Genomic DNA, 23,749 nt, shown 5'->3' on the forward strand with positions numbered 1-23,749 from the left:
CCACAGCCTCGCACTTGGCTCGCTAATTTTCTTGCAGATGGATGCCGTCGCTCTTAACGCAATGCCCGCTGCATAGGCTCCGGATTAAGGCAGAGCACGACGGAGCGAGGGGAGGCCGGAGAGCATCCGGCCGCGGCGGCGGGCGATGGTCGTAGCCTGCCCGCGCAATGACCGCAGGTCCCTAAAGCACGCCTTCCCAGGCAGCCAGCGCGGCAACCACGCCCGGCAGGTCGTTCATGCGCGAGATCACCGTTTCGGCGCCGGCATCGGTCAGCTTGTCGGCGTGGGCGGGGTAGCTGTGCGAGGCGCCGGTAAAGCCGATGACGCGCATGCCGGCGGCGCGCGCCGCATGCACGCCGTGCACGGAATCCTCGACGACGACAGTTTTGTCGGGCGAGACGCCCATGCGGCTTGCGCCGTGCAGGAAGATATCCGGCTTCGGCTTGACGCGGTCGGCGCCGAGATCCTTGGCGGAGAAGATGTTGGGTGCAAACAGCGGCTTCAGTCCGACCTTGCCCAGCATCATGTCGAGCCGCTTGGTGCTCGAATTCGAGCAGATGCAGCGCTTCATCGGCAGCCGGGAGACGGCGAATTCGACGCCTGGGATCGCCTTGACGTCATTCGCCAGCCTCATGTCGAGCAGCTTCTCGGACTTATCAAGCAGGGAGGCGGAAAACGGGATGCTGGCCTCGCGCTCGACCTGCAGCAGGATATTGTGCCAGGTCATGCCGGCGAAACGCTCGCCCATTTCCTCGACGCTGATCGGATATCCGGCGTCCGTCAACAGCGCGGATTCGACCTCCGCGGCGATGATTTCGGAATCGACCAGAACGCCGTCGCAGTCGAAGATGATGAGGTCGAAGCCGTCCATATGTTCACGCCTTGCTGGAAATCCGGGTCTAATCAGGGGATGCTGCGGCTTTACACGATGGCAGGCCAAAGCTCAACCTGATCGCAAGCATGGCTGCGATGCGGCAGGCGACCGGCTCGATGGAACCACTGTCGCCGGACGCCCATGAAGCGGGCAGTTCAGGCCGCTGCAGGCTGCCCCGCCACTTCGTAACGAGCCCGGCTCAGACTGACCAGGCCGGCGATGGCAGTGCAGCCGGCTGCAATGGCGACCGCGAAGTCGAGCGCCGCCGATAACGGCAGCGTTGCGAAAATGATCGACATCGAGACCCCGCCCAGGGTCTGGCCGAGAAGCCGCGCGGTCCCTTGCATGGCGCCTGCCGCACCGCTTCTGGCTTTCGGTGCCGAAAGCAGCAGAATTCGGTTGTTGGGAGTCTGGAACAGTCCGAAGCCGAGGCCGGCGATCACCGTGCCGACGAGAAATCCGATACCTCTCGGGTCGGGCGGCGTGAAACCGGCCACGAGAAGGCCAAGCGCCATAAGCGCCCCGCCGATTGCACAAAGCCATGACGTCTTGACCCGGTTTGCCAGACGTCCCGAGATCGGCGCGATGATTGCGGTCGCGGCAGGCCAGGGCATCATGTAGAGACCAGCCAGAACCGGCGTCATGTGCAGCCTGTGTTGGAGGTAGAAGGGCAGGGCGATGTAGCTCAGCATCTGTCCGCAGAAGCAGGAGATCGAGGCGATCACCGCCATGCGGAATGCCGGCGCCGCCAACAGGTCCGTGGGAAACAGAGGTACGTCACTGTTTCGTTCCAGACGCAGCAGGCCGAACAGGCAGGCGAGTGAGGCGGCGATGAGGGCGGCACCGCTGACCGGCGCGGTGGCTATCCGGTCGGCGCCTGAGAAGAACAGGATGAACATCAGCGTATTGGCCAGCAACGCCTTCGCCTTCAGCTTCCGCTTCGCGCCCTCAACGTGGCCGAGCAGGCCGCCGCCGAGGAGAACGATGACCCCGAGCGGTATATTGACGGCAAACAGCCAAGGCCAGGTCGTGACGGAAAGGATGGCGCCGGCAATTCCGGGGCCGGCGGCGGAGGAAATTGCGATGACCATGGCATTGATGCCGATGATCGGGCCCAGCATGCGTTGCGGCAAGGCCTGCCGCAGGTTCATCATCGCCAGCGCCATGATCGCGCCCGCGCCAAGGCCCTGCGCGAAACGCGCAAGGATCAGCAAGGGCAGGTCGTCCGCCAAGGCGCAGCCTGCGGAAGCCGCGGTGAACAGCGCGACGCCGATCAGGAAGACCCGCCGGGCGCCGTAGATCTCGCCGAGCGCCCCACATGGAAGAATGGCGACGAGCACTGCCAGCTGGTAGGCCGAGACGACCCATACGGTGTTATCCGCTTCCGCCTGCAGCGAGAGCGCAATCGACGGCAAGGCGACATTGGCGATCGCTCCATCCAATACGACGAGAACAACCGCCAGAAGCAGAAGGGCGACCGCCAGATAGCGTCGGGGCGATGCCAGACCTTCTTGAGAAACGGGTGCGGTGTAGCTGAGAGACATGGGAAATCCTCGGTTGCCTGGGATGGGATTAGCTAATCCCAGCCGGCCCATTGCGCCAGACGCAACGGAAGCAATGCTCAGTTGCGCGCGGCGCCACGTCTGGTAGGATCGCGCCATGTCTGATCTCGATCTGAACCTTCTCGTCGCGCTGGACGCTTTGCTGGCCGAGCGAAGCGTATCGGCTGCCGCACGCCGCCTTGGCCTCAGCACATCCGCCATGAGCCGGACACTGTCACGCTTGAGGACTGCGCTCGGTGATCCGATCCTGGTGCCGGCAGGCCGCGGCATGGTGGCGACACCCCATGCCCTGGCCATTGCCGAAGACGTGCATCTGTTGAAAGACGCTGTGAAAGCTGTGCTGAGTCCGCCGTCGACCGTCGACATTCGGGAGGTGCGGCGCCACTTCACGATCCGCGCCAATGAAGCCTTCGTGCTTCTCTACGCCGCGGATCTGAGCGCTGCAGTGACGAATGCTGCACCGGGAATAAGGCTTCGTTTTGCGCCGAGATCCGACAAGGACGTTCAGGCTTTACGGGAGGCGGCGATAGATCTGGATATCGGTGTGCTCCCGCGCGACAGCGGCGAGCTGCGTTGCCAGAGCCTCTTCGAGGATCGGTTCGTTGGCGTTGCAAGGGTGGGGCATCCGATCTTCGACGCAGATCGGATAACGGCCGAGCGCTATGCCGCCTGCGGCCACGTGCTTTTCTCGACGCAGGCGGACTACGCCGGTCCGGTCGACAGGGCGCTCGCCGAACTGGGCTTGGATCGGGATGCCAGACTGATCGTGCCAAGTTTCCCGGCGGTGATCGCCGTTGCAGCCTCATCCGATCTGATCGGTTCGGTTCCGAAGTCTTATTGCAAATCCGCCGCGATGAGGGAGATCAGAACCTTCGACCTGCCGGTCGCCGTGCCGGGTTTCAACATCGTTCAGGCCTGGCACCCGCGCATGGACGCTGATCCCGCTCATCGCTGGCTGAGGGCACTTATTTTCGAGACGTTCCACTCGATGAACTGAACACGGTCAGGGTCGGCTCTTCACGAGGGCGCATAATGTCAGAAGCGCTTCGACGCCGGCCCATAGAGGCCATGGGCTCGCCTCGGTTCGAGTGAAGCGAGCCCTTCTGACCTACTGCTCCGGCAGGATGATTTTATTGGTGGTGGTACTCTTGACCGGCTTCTCGCCGGGCACATGCGACATGGTGCGGGTCGTGCTCTGCAGCGTGTCGCCATCGGTGCTGGTCTTGGTGCGGGACTTGCTGAACGTCCCCTGATCGACCGCCTGGGCCTTGGTCTGCGCCTTCAGCTTGTCGCCATTGTCGTTGATATGCGTCTTGCTTTGCGCCTTGCCGTCGGTGGTGGCCGCACTTCCGCCCGATCCGATCGAGGATGTCGTGCCGCCGTCGGTCTGGCAGGCGCCTGCCGTGCCGACCGAGCTGGCGGATGTGCCCCCGGCCGAAGCGCTTCCGGCCGTTCCGACGGTTCCGGCAGCAGTGCATTCCTCTGCAAAAGCGACCGGGCTCGCCGCGAGCAGCGCGATGGACGCGGCTGCGATGAGGTTGATAGGTTTCATAGCCGTCTCCTATTTTGTGGGCTTGCTGACGGAACAGGTTCCGTCCGAACGTTTCGTGATCACGGTGCCGTCAGGCCGGGTGATGCTTGCGGTGGAAAAGCTGTCGACGCTTCCGGATCCGGCCGAGGAGCCGGCAGAGGCGGACGACGAGGATGAGCCGGCCGCCCCGCTCCCTGTTGTGGTCGAGGAAGACACCTGCCCATTGCCAGCCGTCACGGTGGTGGACGTATTACCCGCCTGTGACTGAACGATCGTGCAGGTCGTTCCGTCATCGAGCTTGATCTCCTCCGACAGGGTTGGGCCGGCGATCAGAGCGAGCGAAGCGGCGAGTGCGATTGTGGAAAACCGGGTCATTGGTTTACTCCCAAAGGTTTGGCCGGCGCCCCAAGGGCGCCGGCCGGGATCATTTGCAGTCCTCGGTGCCGGGAGCATCCTTCTTGACCTGGCCGGGCGCGCAGCCCTTCTTGCCCTGGTTGTCATGCGAGGTGCCTGCCGCACTGCTGCCGGTGCCGACCGTGCTGCCCGTCTTGTCGCCGTCCGCGGACGAAGCCCCGGTGCCGACGCTCGATGCCGCGTTCGCATCGCCCGAGCCCGCGGCCGAACCGCCGGTGCCGACCGTACTGCTGGACGTGCCGCCGCCAGCCGATGAGCCGCCGGTGGCGGTCGTCGAAGACGTGCCGGATTTGCAGGTCGTCGTACCGTCCGGGCAGGTGCCTCCGGCAGAGCTGCCACCAGTCCCGACGGTGCTGCTCGCAGTTCCGCCGCCGGCCGTTGATCCGCCGGTTCCGACCGTGCTTGACGATTGCGCGAAGCCGGACGCCGCCGTGCCAGCCAGAAGGGCCGCCGCCAGTGCCAGATGTGTTACCTTCATCATGGTGAAATTCCTCCGTTTGTTTTTGAGCAACTGCCGCATCGAGAGGATGGACAGTTCCCTGACAAACTTCGGTTGGGTCAGGCTGTTCCTATGCTAGGCATTCAGTCGGAAGGGCCTCGGACCTTCGTCCGAGCCGCAGCGGCAGGCGGGCTGTTTGCGGGAATCATTTAGCCAGATGGCATCAAGCGAGCGCCGGCCAAGCTGGCTCGGTTGCAGCTTCGCAACCATCTACGCCTCGGCCGGAAACAGCCTCAGGAACTGCCGGTCGCCTTCCGGCGAAAAGGTGATCGAGCGGCTTTCGGCGGTGCGCCTGGCCCAGCCCTTGTCGAGAAAGTTCGACAGCAGCGCCTTGCCGAGACTGCCGGCAAGATGCGCCCGTCTTTCGCTCCAGTCGAGGCAGGAGCGGCAGAGCGGGCGGCGCGATGATCGGAGGTCGCCGACATCGATGCCGATGCGCTTGAGATCGCTTTCGCCCTTTTCCGTCAGCGCCAGGCCGTCGCCGATCGCTGCAATCGCGCCTGAGGCAATCAGGCTGTCGAGCATGCGCACGCCGTAATCGCCGGCGAGATGATCGTAGCAGATGCGTGCCTTGCGCAATGCCGGTTCCTTCGGCCCCGGCCGGTGGCGCAGATGCCCGCGCCCGGCGGCAAAGCCCATCATGCTTTCGATCAGCCGGGCGACGGCCTCGTCGGCCAGCGTGAAATAGCGGTGACGCCCCTGCTTGCGCTGGGCAAGCAGGCCGCCGGCTTCGAGCTTGGCAAGATGCGTGCTCGCCGTCTGCAGCGTGATGCCGCCGACGCCGGCAAGCTCGGTCGCCGTCAGCGCCCGGCCACCTGTCAGCGCCGCCAGCATGTTGGCGCGGGCGGGATCGCCGATCAGCGCGCCGATTTGTGCAATGTCAGGGCCTTCCTTCATAGTTCGATCGTAACCGAAGCATTGTCGGCAGGCAATGTGCGAAAACGGGGAAGCACAAAGGAGAACCCGATGATCACCTGCTTCATCCGCTACGAGATCGACCCCTTCAAGAAGGAGGCCTTTGCCGAATATGCCCGCAACTGGGGCCAGGCAATCCCTCGGAACGGCGCCGACCTGATCGGCTATTTCGGCCCGCACGAGGGATCGGCGACGACGGCTTACGGCGTCTACAACATCGACAGCCTCGCCGCCTACGAGGCCTATCGCGCCAGGCTGGCCGCCGACCTGCTCGGCCGCGACAATTACGAATTCGCCAGGCGCGAAGGCTTCATCCTCAAGGAGGACCGCATCTTCCTCAAAAACGTCTCCGCCCCTCACGCCAAGCTGGTGCTGCCATGATCGCCGTCATCTTCGAAGTCGTGCCCTATATGGGCGAACGCCACAAATATCTCGACCTCGCCGGCGAGCTCAGATCAGAACTCGAAAAGATCGACGGCTTCATCTCGATCGAACGTTTCGAGAGCCTGACGAACCGCGGCAAGCTGCTGTCGCTCTCCTTCTTCCGCGACGAGGAGGCCGTCAAAAAATGGCGCAACCTCGATGCCCACCGGGCCGCCCAGCAAGCCGGCCGCAGCGGCATCTTCGCCGATTACCGCCTGCGGATTGCCAGCGTCGTCCGCGATTACGGCATGTTCGAACGCGACGAGGCGCCGGCCGATAGCCGCGAGGTTCACGATGCGGCGTGACGCGTGGTGACCACTACGCGCGGTTCACCGGGATTGCGCATGTCCGGGCAGCCTCTTGAGTTTCCTTCTTTCATGGTCACAACCGCATAGGGTTTAAATTCTGCAGACCATCTTTCATCGTGGTCCTGATAACCTGCCTTCGAAACGCACCAGGCCCATCGGTATTCCACCGTTCCGTGCATCATAAGCGGATATCTGGTATGCCACTCCTTCACCTTAGGAAATGAGGCCCTCCCATCGGTGTCCGTCAACACGACGGCTACCGCGTGCTTGGCACTGGGGATCGCGCGCATATTGAGCCTCACCTGCGCCCCTTGGATCGGCGTGCCCGTCTCCGATCTCACAGTTAGTGATGCCTCTGGTTGGACGGTCTCATGGAGTGGCAAGCCGCATCCCGCCAGCATCAAAACCGCTCCCGACGCTATGCCCCGCGCCATTGTATTGGCCAAAGTTACTGTCACGCCCAAACCGCCTGCTCCTGGATATACGGACGCATCTTACGGCGGCTATGGGTGAGCGCCAGACGAAAACCGCTGATTGTAGCTTGCCACTTGAACTTTCATTTATTTGCAGTTCTATGTCAAACCTACCGTCCTTAAAGAACGGTTCGACCATTAGCCCTCGACAGTCGCGGCTATCGCCACCGTCGATTGGCCGCCGTCCTGAATAAATTCCCGAAATCGGCCACCCCTTCAGGCTTTGGTAACTAAGTTGCGTAACCATAACGGAGAGTTAAGCGTACAGCGTATGAGTGAGTATCAGAATGGCATCAGTTTTTCCGCTTGCCGACCTCAAGGCCTCCGTCAAGTCGGATTCCCGGCCGGATTCTTGGGTTGACACGATCATCAAGGGCGATTGCGTCAGCGCCCTTGAAGCCTTGCCCACCCACTCCGTCGACGTGATCTTCGCCGACCCGCCCTATAACCTCCAGCTCGGCGGGACGCTGCACCGTCCCGATCAGTCGCTGGTCGATGCGGTCGATGATGAATGGGACCAGTTCGCCTCCTTCGAGGCCTACGACGCCTTCACCCGCGCCTGGCTACTCGCCTGCCGCCGTGTCTTGAAACCATCAGGCTCGATCTGGGTGATCGGCTCCTACCACAATATCTTCCGCGTCGGCGCCACGCTGCAGGATCTGAACTTCTGGATCCTCAACGACATCATCTGGCGCAAGACCAATCCGATGCCGAATTTCAAGGGCCGCCGTTTCCAGAACGCCCATGAGACGATGATCTGGGCAAGCCCCAATGCCAAGGCCAAGGGCTATACCTTCAATTACGATGCGATGAAGGCCGCCAATGACGACGTGCAGATGCGCTCGGACTGGCTGTTCCCGATCTGCAACGGCAATGAGCGGCTCAAGGGCGAGGACGGCAAGAAGGTGCATCCGACCCAGAAGCCGGAAGCGCTGCTTGCCCGGGTCATCATGGCTTCGACGAAGCCGGGCGATATCGTGCTCGATCCCTTCTTCGGTTCGGGAACGACGGGCGCCGTCGCCAAGCGTCTCGGCCGCCACTTCGTCGGCATTGAGCGCGAGCAGGATTATATCGATGCGGCATCGGCCCGCATCGCCGCCGTTGAGCCGCTCGGCAAGGCGGAACTGACCGTCATGACCGGCAAGAAGGCCGAGGTTCGCGTCGCCTTCAACGTGCTTGTCGAAAGCGGCCTCATCAAGCCCGGTCAGGTGCTGACCGACGCCAAGCGCCGTTACAGCGCCATCGTGCGGGCCGACGGCACGGTCGCCTCAGGCGGCGAGGCCGGCTCCATTCATCGTCTGGGCGCCAAGGTGCAGGGGCTCGATGCATGCAACGGATGGACCTTCTGGCATTTCGAAGACGGGCAGTCCCTGCGCCCGATCGACGATTTGAGGTCCGTCATCCGCAGTGATCTGGCAAAGGTGGATTGAGCACCCCCTTCGCGGGATCGAATAATCTTCTTCCGGTTTCCTCCAGTTGCGGAAGAAGGCCAAGGCGCCCGGGGCTCGAACCCCCGGGCGTCTTCGATTTTACAATCCCAATAGTCAGAAGTCTTTGTAGTCGGTGACCTCGACGCGGGTAATGCGGCCCTCTTCATTGAAGGTGATCGTCTCCTCGCCCTCGCGGACCAGCGGCTTGCCCGTTTTGCTGTGGGTGGCGCGGAGCGACCAGACGGCCCGGCCGGACAGCGGCGTCAGCGTTTCGACAAGCGAATTCTCCGCCGTCTGATCGGGATAGTCGTCGAAATAGCGCCGGAAGGCGGCCATGATCTCGCTCCGCCCGGCAAGGCTGCCGACGCCGTTCGAGACATAGGTCGAGTCATCGGCGAAATAGGCCTCTATCGCGGGAAAATCGAGAGCGTTGATGGCGGCGTGGAAGCGCTCGATTTCCTCTGCCGGATCGAAAGTCATGTCTCAGACCTTCACGCCGTAAGCGGCAAGATCGCTGCGCAGTTTTTCAGCGCCCGAAAACAGCACCGCGTTCCAGCCGAATTCCTTGGCGCCTTCGACATTGGCCGGCGCATCGTCGATGAAGATCGTCGCCTTGGGATCGAGCCCGAAGCTTTTCGTATGCGTCTCGTAGATGGCGATATCCGGCTTGATCAGGCCGACGTCGCCGGAAACGGTAACGCCGCGCGGCAGGGTGAGGAAGGGGAAGCGCGCCTGCGCCTCGCGAAAAGTGTCGGAGGCAAAATTGGTGAGCATCGTCACGTCGCGCCCTTCGGCGATCAGCCCTTCCAGGATGGCGACGCTATCCTCATAGGCGTGCGGTACCATCTCGTGCCAGTACTTGCGGAAGGCACGGATATGCTCTTCGCGGGCCGGATGCGCGGCAATCAGCAGCGCTTCTGCCTCTTCCCATGTGCGGCCGCGATCCTGCTCGACGTTCCAGTCATGGGTGCAGATATTGGCGAAAAACCAGTTGCGCTCGCTCTCATCGGGGATGAGGCGGCTGAAAGGAAGATGCGGATCGTAATGAATAAGGACTTTGCCGATATCGAAAACGATATGTCTTATCTCAGGGGTCATGGTTATGCCTTGGATGTTTTGAACGCGAGAGGAATAGCTGCTGCGATCGCTTTTTTCATGACAGTCGGCAAGGCCTGCGCCTCAAGATTTGTAACCGGCTCCCACCATTCGTCATTCGTCGCGTCTTCTCCGACCCGTGGTTTGGCGGCGATCGCGGTGCGCCAGATCGACAGCCGCAGCTCGAAATGGGTGAAGACATGGATGATGGTGCCGCAGGCCTGCCAGGCCGCATCGAAGGGCGCGGCCGCAACTGAGGTCTCACCGTCGATGCGCGCCGTCCAGGCCGTCGTCGGCACCTCGGTCATGCCGCCGAGCAGGCCGCTTTCAGCGCGCCGCCTGAGCAGGATCTCGCCTTCGCCGGTCACCGCGACGAAGGCAGCCCCCTGGCGCACCGGCTTTTCCTTCTTCGCCGCCTTGACGGGAAAGAGCTCGGGATCGGAAAGCTTCAGCGCCTGGCACGATCCCCGGAAGGGACAGAGCGAACAGGCCGGCCGTTTCGGCGTGCAGATCGTCGCTCCGAGATCCATCATCGCCTGGGCGAAGTCGCCGGGACGGGAGGCCGGCGTCATCAGCGCCACCTTGTCCTTCATCACGGGCTTGGCGGCCGGCAGCGGCGTTTCGATCGCATAGAGCCTGGAGATCACCCGCTCGACATTGCCGTCCATGACGGCCGCCTGCCGGTTGAAGGCGATGGCGGCGACGGCCGCTGCCGTATAATCGCCGATGCCGGGCAGCGATTTGAGGCCAGCTTCGGTGTCGGGAAAGACGCCGCCATGCTCTTTCGCCACCGCCTCAGCGCATTTCTTCAGGTTGCGGGCCCGGGCGTAATAGCCAAGCCCCGCCCAGGCGGCCATCACATCGTCGCTTTCGGCCGCGGCAAGGTCGGTCACTTCGGGCCAGCGCTCGAGAAACTTCGCGAAATAGGGTTTGACCGCCTGCACCGTCGTCTGCTGCAGCATCACCTCCGATAGCCAGACGCGATAGGGATCGGGTTTGACGCCGCTGGCCGCCATGCCGGGCGTCACCCGCCAGGGCAGATCGCGGTGATGGCGGTCGTACCAGTCGAGCAGGGGCTGTGCGGTGGGCGTGTCAGGTGTGGTGATCGTCATGATTTGCCGGGATCAGGGGAAGGCCCTATACTTGGCGAAGCAATGGCGCGTGATCAAGGCGGCCGCGCCGATTGGCAGCCGTGCCCAAGGGTTTCGATGAGTTATCCACGCAAAGATGTAAAGCAGATTTCCGAGCTGGCGAACGGTCTGATCGATCCCGTCCTGGCGCGCCGTGCCGGCATCAACACGGCTCTGCTCGGCTCCTGGAGCGAAATCGCCGGCGAGGATTTCGCCGATTGCACCCGCCCGGAAAAGATCGCCTGGGCCCGCGGCGGCGGTGATGACGGCAGCTTCCGTCCCGGCGTGCTGACGATCGCCTGCGAAGGCGCGCGCGCGCTTTTCCTCACCCATGCCCAGGGCGAACTCATCCAGCGCATCAACAGCTTCTTCGGCTTCGCCGCCGTCCACCAGATCCGCATCGTCCAGAAGCCGGTCTCCCAGGCCGTCCGCCGCTCCCGCACCCCGCCGCCGCTGAAGGGCGAAGCAGCCCGCAAGCTCGAAGGCATGATGGAGGGGATAGAGGGCGACAAGCTGCGCCAGGCGATCCAGCGCCTGGGGACTGCTGTGATGGGCAAGCGGGGGAGATAGTTCGGATTCTCTGATCCCATGTGGCATTCGTCAGCCGGAGCCATGGATCCCAGGCTCAAGGCCTGGGATGACGGAGAGTGAGGAGGGCAACAGGATGGAGGCGCCAATGCTGGCTGCCCTTCGCCGATCGCGCCAAGACCGATGTACGTAGGTTTCGGAGCTGCTGCAAATTTCTGGGCGAGCGTCTCGCCTCTTGCCGATCGTGTCTCCTCGACCTCCGTCATGCTCGGGCTTGACCCGAGCATCCAGGCACCGGGCTCCGCTATACACCGCGCAGCCGAGCGTGGGCTTGGAACCGGGGCATGCTTCGATCGCCAATCGCACGACGTCCATCGACGAAACCACAAGTTCACCCATCACAATTTTTGGTCAGCGGTCCCATCGCGGTCACAATTCTTTGAAGGAAGTTGGCGAACCGTGGCTTGTGAGCGGCCGTCAGGCGTTATATCGCACAGTCACGCCGTCACTCTCATTATTATGGGGAACCCATGCAGATGTCCGAAATGCAACTGACGAAACGCCGCCTCCTGGGTGGCATCGCCATCGCCGCAGCTGCCGCAGCGCTTGCCGCCTGCAACGACAGCAAGGACGCTGCCGATGCATCGTCTTCCGGCAAGACCATGGCCGACGGCGCCAATGTCGATACCATGCAGACGGCAGCGACGTCCTCGGCCGACATGCCCCAGGCCGATGGCGATGTCGACATGGCCGAGGTGCTGAAGCCCGGCGCGCTCCCCGAGATGGCGCTCGGCAAGGCCGACGCCCCGGTCAAGATCGTCGAGTACATGTCGATGACCTGCCCGCATTGCGCCCATTTCCACAACACCACCTTCGACACGATCAAGCAGAAATACGTCGATACCGGCAAGGTGCAGTTTATCATCCGCGAATTCCCCTTCGATCCGCGCGCTGCCGCCGCCTTCATGCTCGCCCGCTGCAGCGCCGTCACTCCGGGGCAGATGAGCACGCCGGAGCAGTATTTCCCGATGGTCTCAATGCTCTTCAAGCAGCAGCAGGTCTGGGCCGCCGCCGATGACGGGCGCGCAGCACTGCTGCAGATGTCGAAGCTTGCCGGATTTACTGAGGATAGCTTCACGAAATGCTTGACGAACCAGAAGCTTCTGGATGAAGTGAACGCCACGCGGGAAAGGGGATCGAAGGATTTCGGCGTCGATGCAACGCCAACCTTCCTCATCAATGGCAAGCGATATTCTGGAGACATGCCGGTTGACACCATGTCGAAGCTCATCGACAGCCTCATCTGAACCGGACCGTTTGACGATGACGGGCGACGGCGAAAGCCGTGCGCCCGTTTTTTTGTGGCTGCGTGGGGGCAGGGCAGAGGGGGATAGCACATCCGCCCTGCGCGCCGGAGCTTCTGCATGAAGTTCAACAAGCTGCGCCTGGTCGGCTTCAAATCCTTCGTCGAGCCGACGGAATTCATCATCGAGCGGGGGCTGACCGGCGTCGTCGGCCCGAACGGCTGCGGCAAGTCCAATCTCGTCGAGGCGCTGCGCTGGGTGATGGGCGAGAATTCCTACAAGAACATGCGCGCCTCCGGCATGGACGACGTGATCTTTTCCGGTTCCGGCAACCGCCCGGCCCGCAACACCGCCGAAGTCGCGCTTTATCTCGACAATGGCGAGCGCACCGCGCCCGCCGCCTTCAACGATGCCGACGAGATCCAGGTCACCCGCCGCATCGAGCGCGAGCAGGGCTCGCTCTACCGCATCAACGGCAAGGAAAGCCGCGCCAAGGACGTGCAGCTGCTGTTTGCCGACGCCTCCACCGGCGCCCGCTCGCCCTCGATGGTCGGCCAGGGCCGCATCGGCGAGCTGATCCAGGCAAAGCCGCAGGCCCGCCGCCAGCTCTTGGAAGAGGCGGCCGGCATTTCAGGCCTGCATTCGCGCCGCCATGAGGCCGAACTGCGCCTGCGCGCCGCCGAAACCAATCTCGAGCGTCTCGACGACGTCACCTCGCAGCTCGAAAGCCAGATCGAGAGCCTGAAGCGCCAGGCCCGCCAGGCGAACCGCTTCAAGACGCTGTCGGCCGATATCCGCGCCCGCGAGGCGATGCTGCTGCATATCCGCTGGGTGCAGGCCAAGGAGGCCGAGGCCGAGGCCGACAGTGCGCTCAACCAGGCAACCGTCATCGTCGCCGAAAAGGCGCAGATGCAGATGGAGGCGGCAAAAAGCCAGGGCATCGCCAGCCTGAAGCTGCCGGAACTGCGCGAGGGCGAGGCCCGCGCCGCCGCCGCGCTGCAGCGTCTGCAGATCGCCCGCAGCCAGCTCGAAGAGGATGCCGGACGCATCCTGCGCCGCCGCGACGAGCTGACCCGCCGTCTCGCCCAGCTGGCGGAAGATATCCGCCGCGAGGAGCGGCTGGTCGCCGACAACGCCGTCATCCTCGCCAAGCTCGACGCCGAAGAGGCCGAAATAGCGGAAATCCTCGCCGATTCCGGCCGTCATGCCGAGGAAACCCGCGAGGCCTTCGAGACTGCCGCGGCAAAACTTGCCGACAGCGAGCGCGTCTTCACCCAGCTGACCGCCGAGCGCGCCGAGGCTGCGGCCGGCCGCAATCAGCTGGAGCGCGCCATCCGCGATCTCGCCGACCGCCGCATGCGCCTCGAACGGCAGATGAACGAGGCGAACCAGGAACTTGCGGCCATCGGTGAAAAGATCGCCGGCCTGCCCGATCCCGAGGAGAAACGCGCCATCGTCGAGGCCGGCGAAATCGCGCTTGCCGATGCCGAAGCCGCCGTCCAGGGGATCGAGCAGGCGCTGGCCGCCGCCCGCCAGACCGAAGCGCTGTCTCGCGCCCCGGTCGATCAGGCTCGCTCTGGCCTCAATGCTATCGAAACCGAGGCCCGCACCATTTCCCGCATGCTCGCTGCCGGTGCGGCCGCCGGCAAGTTTCCGCCCGTCGCCGACGAGCTGAAGGTCGATCGCGGCTTCGAAACCGCGCTCGGGGCTGCGCTCGGCGACGATCTGGAATCGCCGCTCGATGCCGAGGCGCCGGCCCATTGGTCGGAGAATGGCGATGGCGCCGGCGATCCCGCGCTTCCCGCAGGCGCCATACCGCTGTTGACCCATGTCCGGGCGCCGGCCGCGCTCACCCGCCGCCTGCGCCAGATCGGCCTGGTCGACGAGGCCGAAGCGCAAGCGCTGATGGCGGCGCTGAAGCCCGGCCAGCGGCTGGTGACGAGAGAGGGCGCCGTCTATCGCTGGGACGGTCACGTCGCCGGCGCCGATGCCCCGAGCGCGGCCGCCCTGCGCCTTGCTCAGAAAAACCGCCTGGCCGAGCTCGAAGGCGAAGCGGCGATCGCCCGCGACATGCTCGCCGAAGCCGAGGAACGGCAGGCGGCGGCCGCCGAGGCGATCCGGGTGGAAGAACGCAAGCTTGCCGAAGCCCGCGACATGAGCCGGTTGTCGGCGCGTCATGTCGCCGAAGCGCGCGATGCGCTTGCCGCGGCCGAGCGTGCCTCCGGCGATCTGATCCGCCGCCGCGATGTCGTCAGCGAGGCGGCCAGCCAGCTCGGCGCGCAGCTGGAGGAGATCGGCATCCAGGAAGAAAATGCCCGCATCGAGCTGGAAGACGCGCCCGACCTGACGGAGATCGACGAGCGGCTGCGCTTCCAGCAGGCGGAGGTGGCGACCGATCGCGGCGCGCTCGCCGAAGCCCGCGCCCGCCATGAAAGCCTTGCGAGGGAAAACGAGGCTCGCCAGCGCCGCATCATGGCGATCGGCCAGGAGCGCGAGACCTGGCGCCAGCGGGCGGCAAGCGGCGAAGATCATGTCGCCACGCTGCGCGAGCGCGAGGAAGAGGCGCGCGAAGAGGCGGCCGAGCTGGAAATGGCGCCGGATGAATTCGACGACAAGCGCCGGGCCCTGCTCAGCGAATTGCAGAAGGCCGAGGAGGCGCGCCGCAATGCCGGTGATCTCCTGGCCGAGGCCGAACGCATCCAGCGCGAGGCCGACCATAAGGCCGCGACCGCGCTGTCGGAACTTGCCGAATGCCGCGAACGCCGCGGCCGCGCCGAGGAGCGCCTGGTCTCGGCCCGCGAGAAGCGGCAGGAAAGCGAAAGCCGCATCCGCGAGGTGCTGAACGTGCCGCCGCACGAGGCGCTGCGGCTCGCAGGCCTGCAGCCGATGCAGGCGCTGCCCGATCCGCGCGAGGTCGAGCGCGAGTTGGAGCGGCTGAAGATCGAGCGCGAGCGGCTCGGCGCCGTCAACCTGCGGGCCGACGAGGAACAGAAGGAGCTGAGCGAGAAGCTCGAAGCGCTGATCAAGGAGCGCGACGACGTCATCGACGCGATCCGCAAGCTGCGCGGCGCCATCCAGAGCCTGAACCGCGAGGGCCGCGAACGGCTGATCGCCGCCTTCGACGTCGTCAACGGCCAGTTCCAGCGGCTGTTCACCCATCTCTTCGGCGGCGGCACCGCCGAGCTGCAGCTGATCGAATCCGACGATCCGCTGGAAGCCGGCCTCGAAATCCTGGCGCGGCCGCCCGGCAAGAAGCCGCAGACCATGACGCTGCTGTCAGGCGGCGAGCAGGCGCTGACGGCAATGGCGCTGATCTTCGCCGTCTTCCTCACCAATCCGGCGCCGATCTGCGTGCTCGACGAGGTGGACGCGCCGCTCGACGACCACAATGTCGAGCGCTACTGCAACCTGATGGATGAGATGGCGGCGTCAACCGAAACCCGCTTCGTCATCATCACCCACAACCCGATCACCATGGCCCGTATGAACCGCCTCTTCGGCGTCACCATGGCCGAACAGGGCGTCTCCACCCTGGTCTCCGTCGACCTGCAGACCGCCGAACGTCTGCGCGAGTTTGCGTGAGGTTTGCGTGGCGGCTGTGCAGCCAAGCCCTGGGATCACCGAGGAGAGGTAGTGCCTGGCCGCGCCGGCCGCGATGAAGCTAGCCCGCGCGGAGCCGCAAGCTGCGTCGGCGGTGCGTCTGGCAGTAAAGCCAGCCACACTCTCCGTCATCCCAGGGCTTGACCCTGGGATCCACAACCAAGCACGCGGACTTCCATTTCTCTGCGGTGGGACGCCTTCGCTGTTCCCCCAGTGCCAGCCGCATGGATCCCAGGGTCAAGCCCTGGGATGACGGAGGAGAGGTGCTGCCCGGATGACGCAGGAGAGGTGGTGCCTGGGTGGCGGAGGAGTGGTGGTGCCAGCTTGACGGCGGATGTGGTGCTGGCTCGACGGAGGAGAGAAGATCCGAGTGGACGGCGCAGAGGTGGTGCCAGGAGCGTCCCGGGCGCGATCAACCGAGCGCGACGGAGAAAGCTGCATCGGCGGTGCGTCTGGCAGTAAAGCCAGCCACACTCTCCGTCATCCCAGGGCTTGACCCTGGGATCCACAACCGAGCACGCGGACTTCCATTTCTCTGCGGTGGGACGCCTTCGCTGTTCCCCCAGTGCCAGCCGCATGGATCCCAGGGTCAAGCCCTGGGATGACGGAGGAGAGGTGCTGCCCGGATGACGCAGGAGAGGTGGTGCCTGGGTGGCGGAGGAGTGGTGGTGCCAGCTTGACGGCGGATGTGGTGCTGGCTCGACGGAGGAGAGAAGATCCGAGTGGACGGCGCAGAGGTGGTGCCAGGAGCGTCCCGGGCGCGATCAACCGAGCGCGACGGAGAAAGCTGCATCGGCGGTGCGTCTGGCAGTAAAGCCAGCCACACTCTCCGTCATCCCAGGGCTTGACCCTGGGATCCACAACCGAGCACGCGGACTTCCATTTCTCTGCGGTGGGACGCCTTCGCTGTTCCCCCAGTGCCAGCCGCATGGATCCCAGGGTCAAGCCCTGGGATGACGGAGGAGAGGTGCTGCCCGGATGACGCAGGAGAGGTGGTGCCTGGGTGGCGGAGGAGTGGTGGTGCCAGCTTGACGGCGGATGTGGTGCTGGCTCGACGGAGGAGAGAAGATCCGAGTGGACGGCGCAGAGGTGGTGCCAGGAGCGTCCCGGGCGCGATCAACCGAGCGCGACGGAGAAAGCTGCATCCTCGGTGCGTTTGGCAGTAAAGCCAGCCACACTCTCCGTCATCCCAGGGCTTGACCCTGGGATCCACAACCAAGCCACTCGGCTTCTGTTTCTCTACAGTGGGACTGTTCACCGACCCGGTATGATTGATCACCCACCCGATGCGGCCTGGAACACTGCGAGCTGCGCGGCGAAGGCGCGTTGATAGGCCGTGCGCGCCTCGGCGCGGGCGACATAGGCGGCGAGGTTCGGGTATTCGTCCAGGATGTTCGAAGATTTCAGCCGCAGCAGCACCGAGACCATCAGCAGGTCGCCGGCGCTGAAGGCGCCATCGAGCCAGTCAGCATCGCCGAGGCGAGCGGAAAGGCTGTCCAGCCGCTTGCGGATGCTGTTCTCAAGGGAACGCAGGCGTTGCTCGAACCAGGGCTGATCGCGCTCAAGGATCCTGGCGAGGCTGTGCTCGAAGATCGGCGTCTCCACCGTGTTGAGCGCGGCAAACATCCAGGCAATCGCCCGCGCCCGGCCATTGACGTCTTGCGGCAACAGGCCGCCATGACGCTCGGCGATATGCAGGACGATCGCGCCGGACTCAAACAGGGTCAGATCGCCTTCCTCATAGGTCGGGATCTGCCCGAAAGGCTGGAGCGCCAGATGCGCCGGCTCCTTCATCGTCTTGAACGTAACGAGGCGAACCTCATAGGGCTGCCCCACTTCCTCGAGCGCCCAGCGAACCCGCATGTCGCGCGCCAGGCCGCGGCCGCGATCGGGCGATCGTTCGAAGGCGGTAATGATGATCGTCATCGCTTCCTCCATCGCTGTCTGTCTTGAAGACGTCCGGCCAAATGCGATCCCGACATTCTGCCACGGAAGAGCGTCAGTTTTCACCGCATTTCGAGACGATCTCGTCGACGATGCGCACCGCCGGTTTCGGCGACCGCGGTTTTACGCTGCCGGAGACGCCTTCGATCAGATAGGTCCCCCATTTTCCCTCCGGTTCAGAACAGCCGATCGGCCAAGCGCTCGACTTCCCAACGCTTGAGAAAATCCGCCTGCGATGCAATCCAGCCGACAGCATTGCTCCCCCATTCGTTGGCGCGGCTTGCATATTCGCCCATCAGCCAGAAGTGGCGGACGATCACGAAGCGAAATGCGGCTTCGAAATCCTGTGGCGTGATCGGCCGGATGGCGCGATATCCATCGATGAATGCGGTCCACATCGGCGTTAATGTTCGGCCAAAGGATACTTTTGCCCAGAGGAAAACCGACAGGTCGTAAGCGAGATATCCGGGCCCGCCATCGTCAAAGTCGAAAAAGACGGCTTCCCCTCTGTCATTGATGCGCGCGTTGAAGCCGTGACAGTCGCCGTGACAATGAATCCAGGTCAGATTTTCGCAGGCTTCGATCGCCTTGGCGGTGCGCGCGGCGATGCTTTCAAGATCGCTGAGAATATCCGCGTCCTGCACGACGCCGCTGTCGCGTATCACAGCGTGGGGGCGATGCAGCAGGTGTTCGAGGTCGAGCCGATAGATCGCGCCCTCGGAGGAAAACGTCTGCGCTGCATCATGCATGAGGGCAAGCGTCCTGCCGTTGGCGCGGGCATCGCCGGCGTCGGCTGCGTCCGGCTCGCGGCCGGAAACCTCCCGGAAGAGCACGCCTTCGCGCGTCCCCTCGGGTGTCTCGCCCTGCAGGAAGAAGGCGCCGTCCCGCGTCGGCATCGGCGCGGCGACCGGCACGCCCGCCCGCCGGAGATGCGTCAGAAATGCCGTTTCGGTTTTGAGGTCGGCTCGACCGCGGCTGCGATGATGCGAAAGCCGGAACACATAGCGGTCGCCGGTGCTGGTCATGACAAGATAGACATCGTTCAGGCCGCGCTGGAGCATGCGGCAATGAACCGGTCCGGGCAGGTCATAATGCTTATCGATGAACCGCCCGATCGTCTCGATCCTGGGGGTGGAATATTGCGGATCGAAATCGAGCATGATGGATTCCATGGGTGGGAACAGGCTTTGGCAAGATAGGCCATTCCACCCCAGCCGCAACCCCTGCTTGTCAACTGCTGTGACAACCCGCTTTTGGTCGCCGTCGGCGGATCGTTGTCCGCCACTGATCGACCGATCCGGATCCGGTCGTCCGACGCGGCTGTCATTTCCCTATCCCGGGAAAACGTCTGATGCGTGTATGGCGGCGGATTCGCACGATCCGCGCGCATTTTTCCCGCATGCGGTGATAAACACCAAAAAAGGTCGGCTGTCTTGCGGCCCGTACCCCATTTGGGTGATGCTCTTTTCGCTGACTTGCATTAGAAGTTGTTTCAACGCAACCTGATTACTTTGCTGAAAAAAGCAGGCGGTCAACGTTGCGCATTGTCGAGTTTACGATGCGCTTTCCGGGTGGTGGGCAAGAACCCGGAAGCTGTTTGAGCAATGACGGGGGCGTGAAAAAGGCTTTCCAGCCATTGCGGAAAACAAGGATCGGAGCGGTTCCATGAACCGTTCCGGGTTGAGGGACCCCCCGTCCGGTTTTCCTGGCCGGACGGAAACAAGGCTTTGCGGGGCAATGTTGCAGCCCCGCAAAGCTTTTTTTATGCCTTCTTCAAGGCGAGGTTCACCGGCTCGCCCGCTCGCCCTTTGCGAAAATTATTGTGCGATGCAGCATTTTTGCCGCATTTGTCGATTTTCATTTCAACTCCAAGGCATTAAGCTAATCATGGAGGCTGTTGACAATGCCGGCCAATTTCTCTTCGTCATCCCGCCGACAAGGCCTGGGTGACGCCGAAGGAGGGGGAGGCAGTGGACAGCTGAGGGATCACGCTGATCCTTCCGTGGTGTTGGGGGGAAGATGACCAAGTGGGTCTATAGGTTCGGCGACGGACAGGCTGAGGGCGGCGCGCGCGACCATGAAATTCTGGGCGGCAAGGGCGCCAATCTCGCGGAAATGTGCGCGCTCGGCCTTCCCGTTCCGCCGGGACTGACGATCGTCAGCCACGCCTGCAACACCTATTACAAGAATGGCGGCCATATCGAGGACGGGCTGAAGGCCGAAATTCGCGCCGGCATAGCGGCGATCGAGGCGATCACCGGCCGGCATTTCGGCTCCACCAGCCAGCCGCTGCTGCTTTCGGTGCGCTCCGGCGCCCGCGTCTCGATGCCGGGCATGATGGACACCGTGCTCAATCTCGGCCTCAATGACGAGACGGTGCAGGCGCTCGGCCACGATGCCGGCGACGCGCGTTTTGCCTGGGACAGCTATCGCCGCTTCATCCAGATGTATGCCGATGTCGTCATGGGCCTCGGCAACGACGCCTTCGAGGAAATCCTCGAGGACGAGAAGGCCAGGCTCGGCCATGAATTCGATACCGAGATCAGCGCCACAGAATGGCAGCACATCGTCTCCCTCTACAAGCGGCTGATCGAGGAGGAGCTGGAGCAGCACTTCCCGCAGGATCCGGAGGTCCAGCTCTGGGGCGCGGTCGGCGCGGTCTTTTCCAGCTGGAAGAGCGCGCGCGCCGTCACCTACCGCCAGCTCCACAATATTCCCGACGGCTGGGGCACGGCCGTCAACATCCAGGCGATGGTCTTCGGCAATCTCGGCAATGCGTCTGCAACCGGTGTCGCCTTCACCCGCAACCCCTCGACCGGCGAGAAGGCGCTTTACGGCGAGTTCCTCGTCAACGCGCAAGGCGAGGATGTCGTTGCCGGCATCCGCACGCCGCAGAGCATCACCGAGGAGGGGCGGATTTCCTCCGGCTCGGAAAAGCCCTCGATGGAAAAGCTCATGCCGGAGGCTTTCCACGAACTCAGCCGCATCTGTTCCGAGCTCGAAGTCCATTATCGCGACATGCAGGATATCGAATTCACGATCGAGCGCGGAAGGCTGTGGATGCTGCAGACCCGTTCGGCCAAGCGCTCGACGCGGGCGGCGATGAAGATTGCCGTCGACATGGTCGACGAGGGTGTGATCACCGAGGAGGAGGCGGTGCTGCGCATCGAACCCTCGAGCCTCGATCAGCTCTTGCATCCGACGATCGATCCGCGCGTCACCCGCCAGGTGATCGGCACCGGACTGCCGGCCTCGCCGGGCGCTGCCACCGGCGCCATCGTCTTTACCGCCGAAGAGGCGGTCGAGGCCGAGGCCGAAGGCCGCAAGGTCATCCTGCTGCGCGTCGAGACCAGCCCGGAAGATATTCACGGCATGCATGCGGCCGAAGGCATCCTGACCACCCGCGGCGGCATGACCAGCCATGCGGCGGTCGTCGCCCGCGGCATGGGCACGCCTTGCGTCGTCGGCGCCGGCACCATGCGCATCGATCAACGCAACGAGCGGCTGCTCGGCATCGGCGTCACCCTGAAGAAGGGCGATATCATCACCATCGACGGCTCGGCCGGCCAGGTGCTGAAGGGCGAGGTGCCGATGATCCAGCCGGAGCTTTCGGGCGATTTCGGCCGCATCATGGGTTGGGCCGACCGCGCCCGGCGCATGACGGTGCGCACCAATGCCGACACGCCGGCCGATGCGATGGCCGCCCGCTCCTTCGGCGCCGAGGGCATCGGCCTTTGCCGCACCGAGCACATGTTCTTCGAGGGCGAGCGCATCCATGTCATGCGCGAGATGATCCTGGCCGTCGACGAGAAGGGCAGGCGGCTGGCGCTCGACAAGCTCTTGCCGATGCAGCGCTCGGATTTCACCGGCCTCTTCACCGTCATGCACGGCCTGCCGGTGACGATCCGCCTGCTCGATCCGCCGCTGCACGAATTCCTGCCGAAGACCGATGACGAGGTGGCCGAAGTTGCCTTCGCCATGGGCATGGAGGCGCTCGCGCTGCGCCAGCGCGTCGATGCGCTGCACGAGTTCAATCCGATGCTCGGCCATCGCGGCTGCCGGCTGGCGATCTCCTATCCTGAGATCGTCGAAATGCAGGCGCGCGCCATCTTCGAGGCGGCGGTGGCCGCCGCCCACGAGACCGGCGCCGCCGTCGTGCCCGAGATCATGGTGCCGCTCGTCGGCCTGCGTTCCGAGCTCGATTACGTCAAGGCGCGCATCGACGAGGTCGCCGGCGAGGTCATGGCCGAGGCCGGCATGAAGATCGATTATCTCGTCGGCACGATGATCGAGCTGCCGCGTGCGGCCCTTCGCGCCCATGTGATCGCCGAAGCCGCCGAATTCTTCTCCTTCGGCACCAACGACCTGACGCAGACCACCTTCGGCATCTCGCGCGACGACGCCTCGGCCTTCATCCCCACCTATCAGCGCAAGGGCATCATCGAGCACGACCCGTTCATCTCGCTCGATTTCGACGGCGTCGGCGAATTGATCAGCATCGCCGCCGAACGCGGCCGGCGCACCCGCAACGACATGAAGCTCGGCATTTGCGGCGAACATGGCGGCGACCCGGCCTCGATCCGCTTCTGCGAAACGATCGGCCTCGATTATGTCTCCTGCTCGCCGTTCCGCGTGCCGATCGCCAGGTTGGCGGCGGCGCAGGCGGTGATTTCAGCGGGCAGGTAAAGACGCCGGCGGCGCCTGCGGCGGTCAGTAACGATACCGCCAGCGATCGCGGTAGACATAGGGCCCGTTCAGATCCCAGGCCATGCGGTTCATCATCTCGGCACTTTGCGCCCGTGATTCAGCGCGGCGGTCGAGATCGATGCGCTGCAGGCAGGTGGCAAAACCATCCGAGCCGCGGCGGAAACCATAGCTCAGGCACTGCCGCTCATCCGCCGCCCGCCGCTCCTCCGGCGTCATCGTCTGACAGGCGGAAAGGCCGGCGACGAGGAGGGTGATGAGGAGAGCGATGCGCATCGGGCTATTCCTTGCTTTTCCCTGAGGAAATGCCATTCGGGCGGGGGCGTCAAGCGGGGGGGCGGAGATGCCCCGGGTTTGGCTAACGGATAACCGACACGGACGTTTACCTGGGAATGGTCCTCCTGCACACCCACTCTCCGTAATCCTCGGTCTTGAGCCGAGGATCAGCCTTGAGCCGAGCATCCACGCCGCATCCATCAGCGGCAGTGGCATGGATCCCAGGCTCAAGGCCTGGGATGACGGAGAGTGTGGTGGGGCGTTTTCGCCAAACGGGCCGCCAGAGTAGCGAGACACCGCACAAGGACGAGCGAGTGCCCACACTACCCTCCGTAATCCTCGACCTTGAGCCGAGGATCGGCCCTGAGCCGAGTATCAACGCCGTATCCATCAGCGGCAGTGGCATGGATCCCAGACCCGAGGCCTGGGATGACGGAGAGTGTGGTGGGCGTTTTTCGCCAAACGGGCCGCCAAAGTAGCGAGACACCGCACAAGGACGAGCGAGTGCCCACACTACCCTCCGTAATCCTCGGCCTTGAGCCGAGGATCGGCCTTGAGCCGAGCATCCACGCCGCATCCATCAGCGGCAGTGGCATGGATCCCAGGCTCAAGGCCACTGCTGTCCGGTTTAAATTTGGTGGACATGGCGCACGGTGTTGATTCTACTCGTATTCGGATGTTTGGCGACAATCCCGGACACGAAAGAGGAGCAACACCGTGCGCCATGAGAATAGCGTCT

At 63.9% G+C, this 23,749-nt stretch carries 20 protein-coding genes; 8 read left to right on the forward strand and 12 right to left on the reverse strand.

Annotated elements, in window-relative coordinates; all coding sequences use genetic code 11:
* Positions 1–181 precede the first annotated feature (181 nt).
* Both A7X77_RS28745 and A7X77_RS28750 read right to left on the reverse strand, forming a co-directional pair.
* On the reverse strand, positions 182–871 hold the full coding sequence (locus tag A7X77_RS28745) for an HAD family hydrolase (RefSeq protein WP_064686235.1): 690 nt from the start codon (positions 869–871) through the stop codon (positions 182–184).
* A 158-nt stretch (positions 872–1,029) separates the two neighbouring features.
* Positions 1,030–2,418, reverse strand: a complete 1,389-nt coding sequence (locus A7X77_RS28750; RefSeq protein WP_197486905.1) for an MFS transporter — start codon at positions 2,416–2,418, stop codon at positions 1,030–1,032.
* 115 nt (positions 2,419–2,533) lie between these two features.
* Between A7X77_RS28750 and A7X77_RS28755 the strand changes: the two genes are divergently transcribed.
* A complete protein-coding gene (locus A7X77_RS28755; protein ID WP_064686236.1) occupies positions 2,534–3,433 on the forward strand; it encodes a LysR family transcriptional regulator in 900 nt (299 codons plus the stop codon).
* Between the two features lie 111 nt (positions 3,434–3,544).
* Here the strand turns inward: A7X77_RS28755 and A7X77_RS28760 are convergent, their stop codons facing one another.
* The 4 genes from A7X77_RS28760 to A7X77_RS28775 all read right to left on the reverse strand — a co-directional run bounded on the left by A7X77_RS28760 (position 3,545) and on the right by A7X77_RS28775 (position 5,777).
* Complete coding sequence (locus A7X77_RS28760; RefSeq protein ID WP_064686237.1) at positions 3,545–3,988, reverse strand: hypothetical protein; 444 nt, start codon at positions 3,986–3,988, stop codon at positions 3,545–3,547.
* Positions 3,989–3,997: 9 nt separating this feature from the next.
* Positions 3,998–4,342: a hypothetical protein gene (locus A7X77_RS28765; protein WP_064686238.1), complete on the reverse strand. Its 345-nt coding sequence runs from the start codon at positions 4,340–4,342 to the stop codon at positions 3,998–4,000.
* 49 nt (positions 4,343–4,391) lie between these two features.
* Positions 4,392–4,862: a hypothetical protein gene (locus tag A7X77_RS28770; RefSeq protein WP_064686239.1), complete on the reverse strand. Its 471-nt coding sequence runs from the start codon at positions 4,860–4,862 to the stop codon at positions 4,392–4,394.
* Between the two features lie 228 nt (positions 4,863–5,090).
* Positions 5,091–5,777 (reverse strand): ArsR/SmtB family transcription factor, encoded by a 687-nt coding sequence (locus tag A7X77_RS28775; RefSeq protein WP_064686240.1) that lies wholly within the window; start codon positions 5,775–5,777, stop codon positions 5,091–5,093.
* A gap of 69 nt (positions 5,778–5,846) precedes the next feature.
* On the opposite strand from A7X77_RS28775, the gene A7X77_RS28780 reads away from it, so the two are divergent.
* From A7X77_RS28780 to A7X77_RS28795, 3 genes are all read left to right on the forward strand, one after another.
* Positions 5,847–6,176 carry an NIPSNAP family protein gene (locus A7X77_RS28780; protein WP_064686241.1) on the forward strand — a complete coding sequence of 110 codons (330 nt, stop codon included), beginning with the start codon at positions 5,847–5,849 and terminating at the stop codon, positions 6,174–6,176.
* Positions 6,173–6,523: an antibiotic biosynthesis monooxygenase family protein gene (locus tag A7X77_RS28785; RefSeq protein ID WP_064686242.1), complete on the forward strand. Its 351-nt coding sequence runs from the start codon at positions 6,173–6,175 to the stop codon at positions 6,521–6,523. The genes A7X77_RS28780 and A7X77_RS28785 overlap by 4 nt, the downstream gene beginning before the upstream one ends.
* A gap of 763 nt (positions 6,524–7,286) precedes the next feature.
* Positions 7,287–8,429, forward strand: a complete 1,143-nt coding sequence (locus A7X77_RS28795) for a site-specific DNA-methyltransferase (RefSeq protein ID WP_064686243.1) — start codon at positions 7,287–7,289, stop codon at positions 8,427–8,429.
* Positions 8,430–8,543: 114 nt separating this feature from the next.
* Here A7X77_RS28795 and A7X77_RS28800 read toward each other — a convergent pair whose 3' ends face one another.
* The 3 genes from A7X77_RS28800 to mutY are packed head-to-tail and all read right to left on the reverse strand — an operon-like array spanning position 8,544 to position 10,636.
* Positions 8,544–8,909 carry a nuclear transport factor 2 family protein gene (locus A7X77_RS28800; protein ID WP_064686244.1) on the reverse strand — a complete coding sequence of 122 codons (366 nt, stop codon included), beginning with the start codon at positions 8,907–8,909 and terminating at the stop codon, positions 8,544–8,546.
* 3 nt (positions 8,910–8,912) lie between these two features.
* Positions 8,913–9,527, reverse strand: a complete 615-nt coding sequence (locus tag A7X77_RS28805) for an HAD family hydrolase (RefSeq protein ID WP_064686245.1) — start codon at positions 9,525–9,527, stop codon at positions 8,913–8,915.
* A gap of 2 nt (positions 9,528–9,529) precedes the next feature.
* On the reverse strand, positions 9,530–10,636 hold the full coding sequence (gene mutY / locus A7X77_RS28810; protein WP_064686246.1) for an A/G-specific adenine glycosylase: 1,107 nt from the start codon (positions 10,634–10,636) through the stop codon (positions 9,530–9,532).
* Positions 10,637–10,732: 96 nt separating this feature from the next.
* Between mutY and A7X77_RS28815 the strand changes: the two genes are divergently transcribed.
* The 3 genes from A7X77_RS28815 to A7X77_RS28825 all read left to right on the forward strand — a co-directional run bounded on the left by A7X77_RS28815 (position 10,733) and on the right by A7X77_RS28825 (position 16,068).
* Positions 10,733–11,224 (forward strand): DUF721 domain-containing protein, encoded by a 492-nt coding sequence (locus A7X77_RS28815; RefSeq protein WP_029531597.1) that lies wholly within the window; start codon positions 10,733–10,735, stop codon positions 11,222–11,224.
* Positions 11,225–11,718: 494 nt separating this feature from the next.
* Entirely contained in the window at positions 11,719–12,489 is a 771-nt protein-coding gene (locus A7X77_RS28820; RefSeq protein WP_432431356.1) for a DsbA family protein, read from the forward strand.
* A 117-nt stretch (positions 12,490–12,606) separates the two neighbouring features.
* Positions 12,607–16,068, forward strand: a complete 3,462-nt coding sequence (locus A7X77_RS28825) for a chromosome segregation SMC family protein (protein ID WP_064686248.1) — start codon at positions 12,607–12,609, stop codon at positions 16,066–16,068.
* Between the two features lie 1,293 nt (positions 16,069–17,361).
* Here A7X77_RS28825 and A7X77_RS28830 read toward each other — a convergent pair.
* Both A7X77_RS28830 and A7X77_RS28835 read right to left on the reverse strand, forming a co-directional pair.
* Complete coding sequence (locus tag A7X77_RS28830) at positions 17,362–18,012, reverse strand: glutathione S-transferase family protein (RefSeq protein ID WP_064686249.1); 651 nt, start codon at positions 18,010–18,012, stop codon at positions 17,362–17,364.
* Between the two features lie 194 nt (positions 18,013–18,206).
* A complete protein-coding gene (locus A7X77_RS28835; protein ID WP_064686260.1) occupies positions 18,207–19,190 on the reverse strand; it encodes a phosphotransferase enzyme family protein in 984 nt (327 codons plus the stop codon).
* 859 nt (positions 19,191–20,049) lie between these two features.
* On the opposite strand from A7X77_RS28835, the gene ppdK reads away from it, so the two are divergent.
* Complete coding sequence (gene ppdK / locus A7X77_RS28840) at positions 20,050–22,716, forward strand: pyruvate, phosphate dikinase (RefSeq protein ID WP_064686250.1); 2,667 nt, start codon at positions 20,050–20,052, stop codon at positions 22,714–22,716.
* Positions 22,717–22,740: 24 nt separating this feature from the next.
* Here the strand turns inward: ppdK and A7X77_RS28845 are convergent, their stop codons facing one another.
* Positions 22,741–23,010 carry a hypothetical protein gene (locus A7X77_RS28845; protein WP_064686251.1) on the reverse strand — a complete coding sequence of 90 codons (270 nt, stop codon included), beginning with the start codon at positions 23,008–23,010 and terminating at the stop codon, positions 22,741–22,743.
* Positions 23,011–23,749 lie beyond the last annotated feature (739 nt).

Origin of the sequence: Rhizobium bangladeshense, assembly GCF_001662075.1 — a bacterium.
In the GTDB taxonomy this organism is placed as follows: Bacteria; Pseudomonadota; Alphaproteobacteria; order Rhizobiales; family Rhizobiaceae; genus Rhizobium; species Rhizobium bangladeshense_B.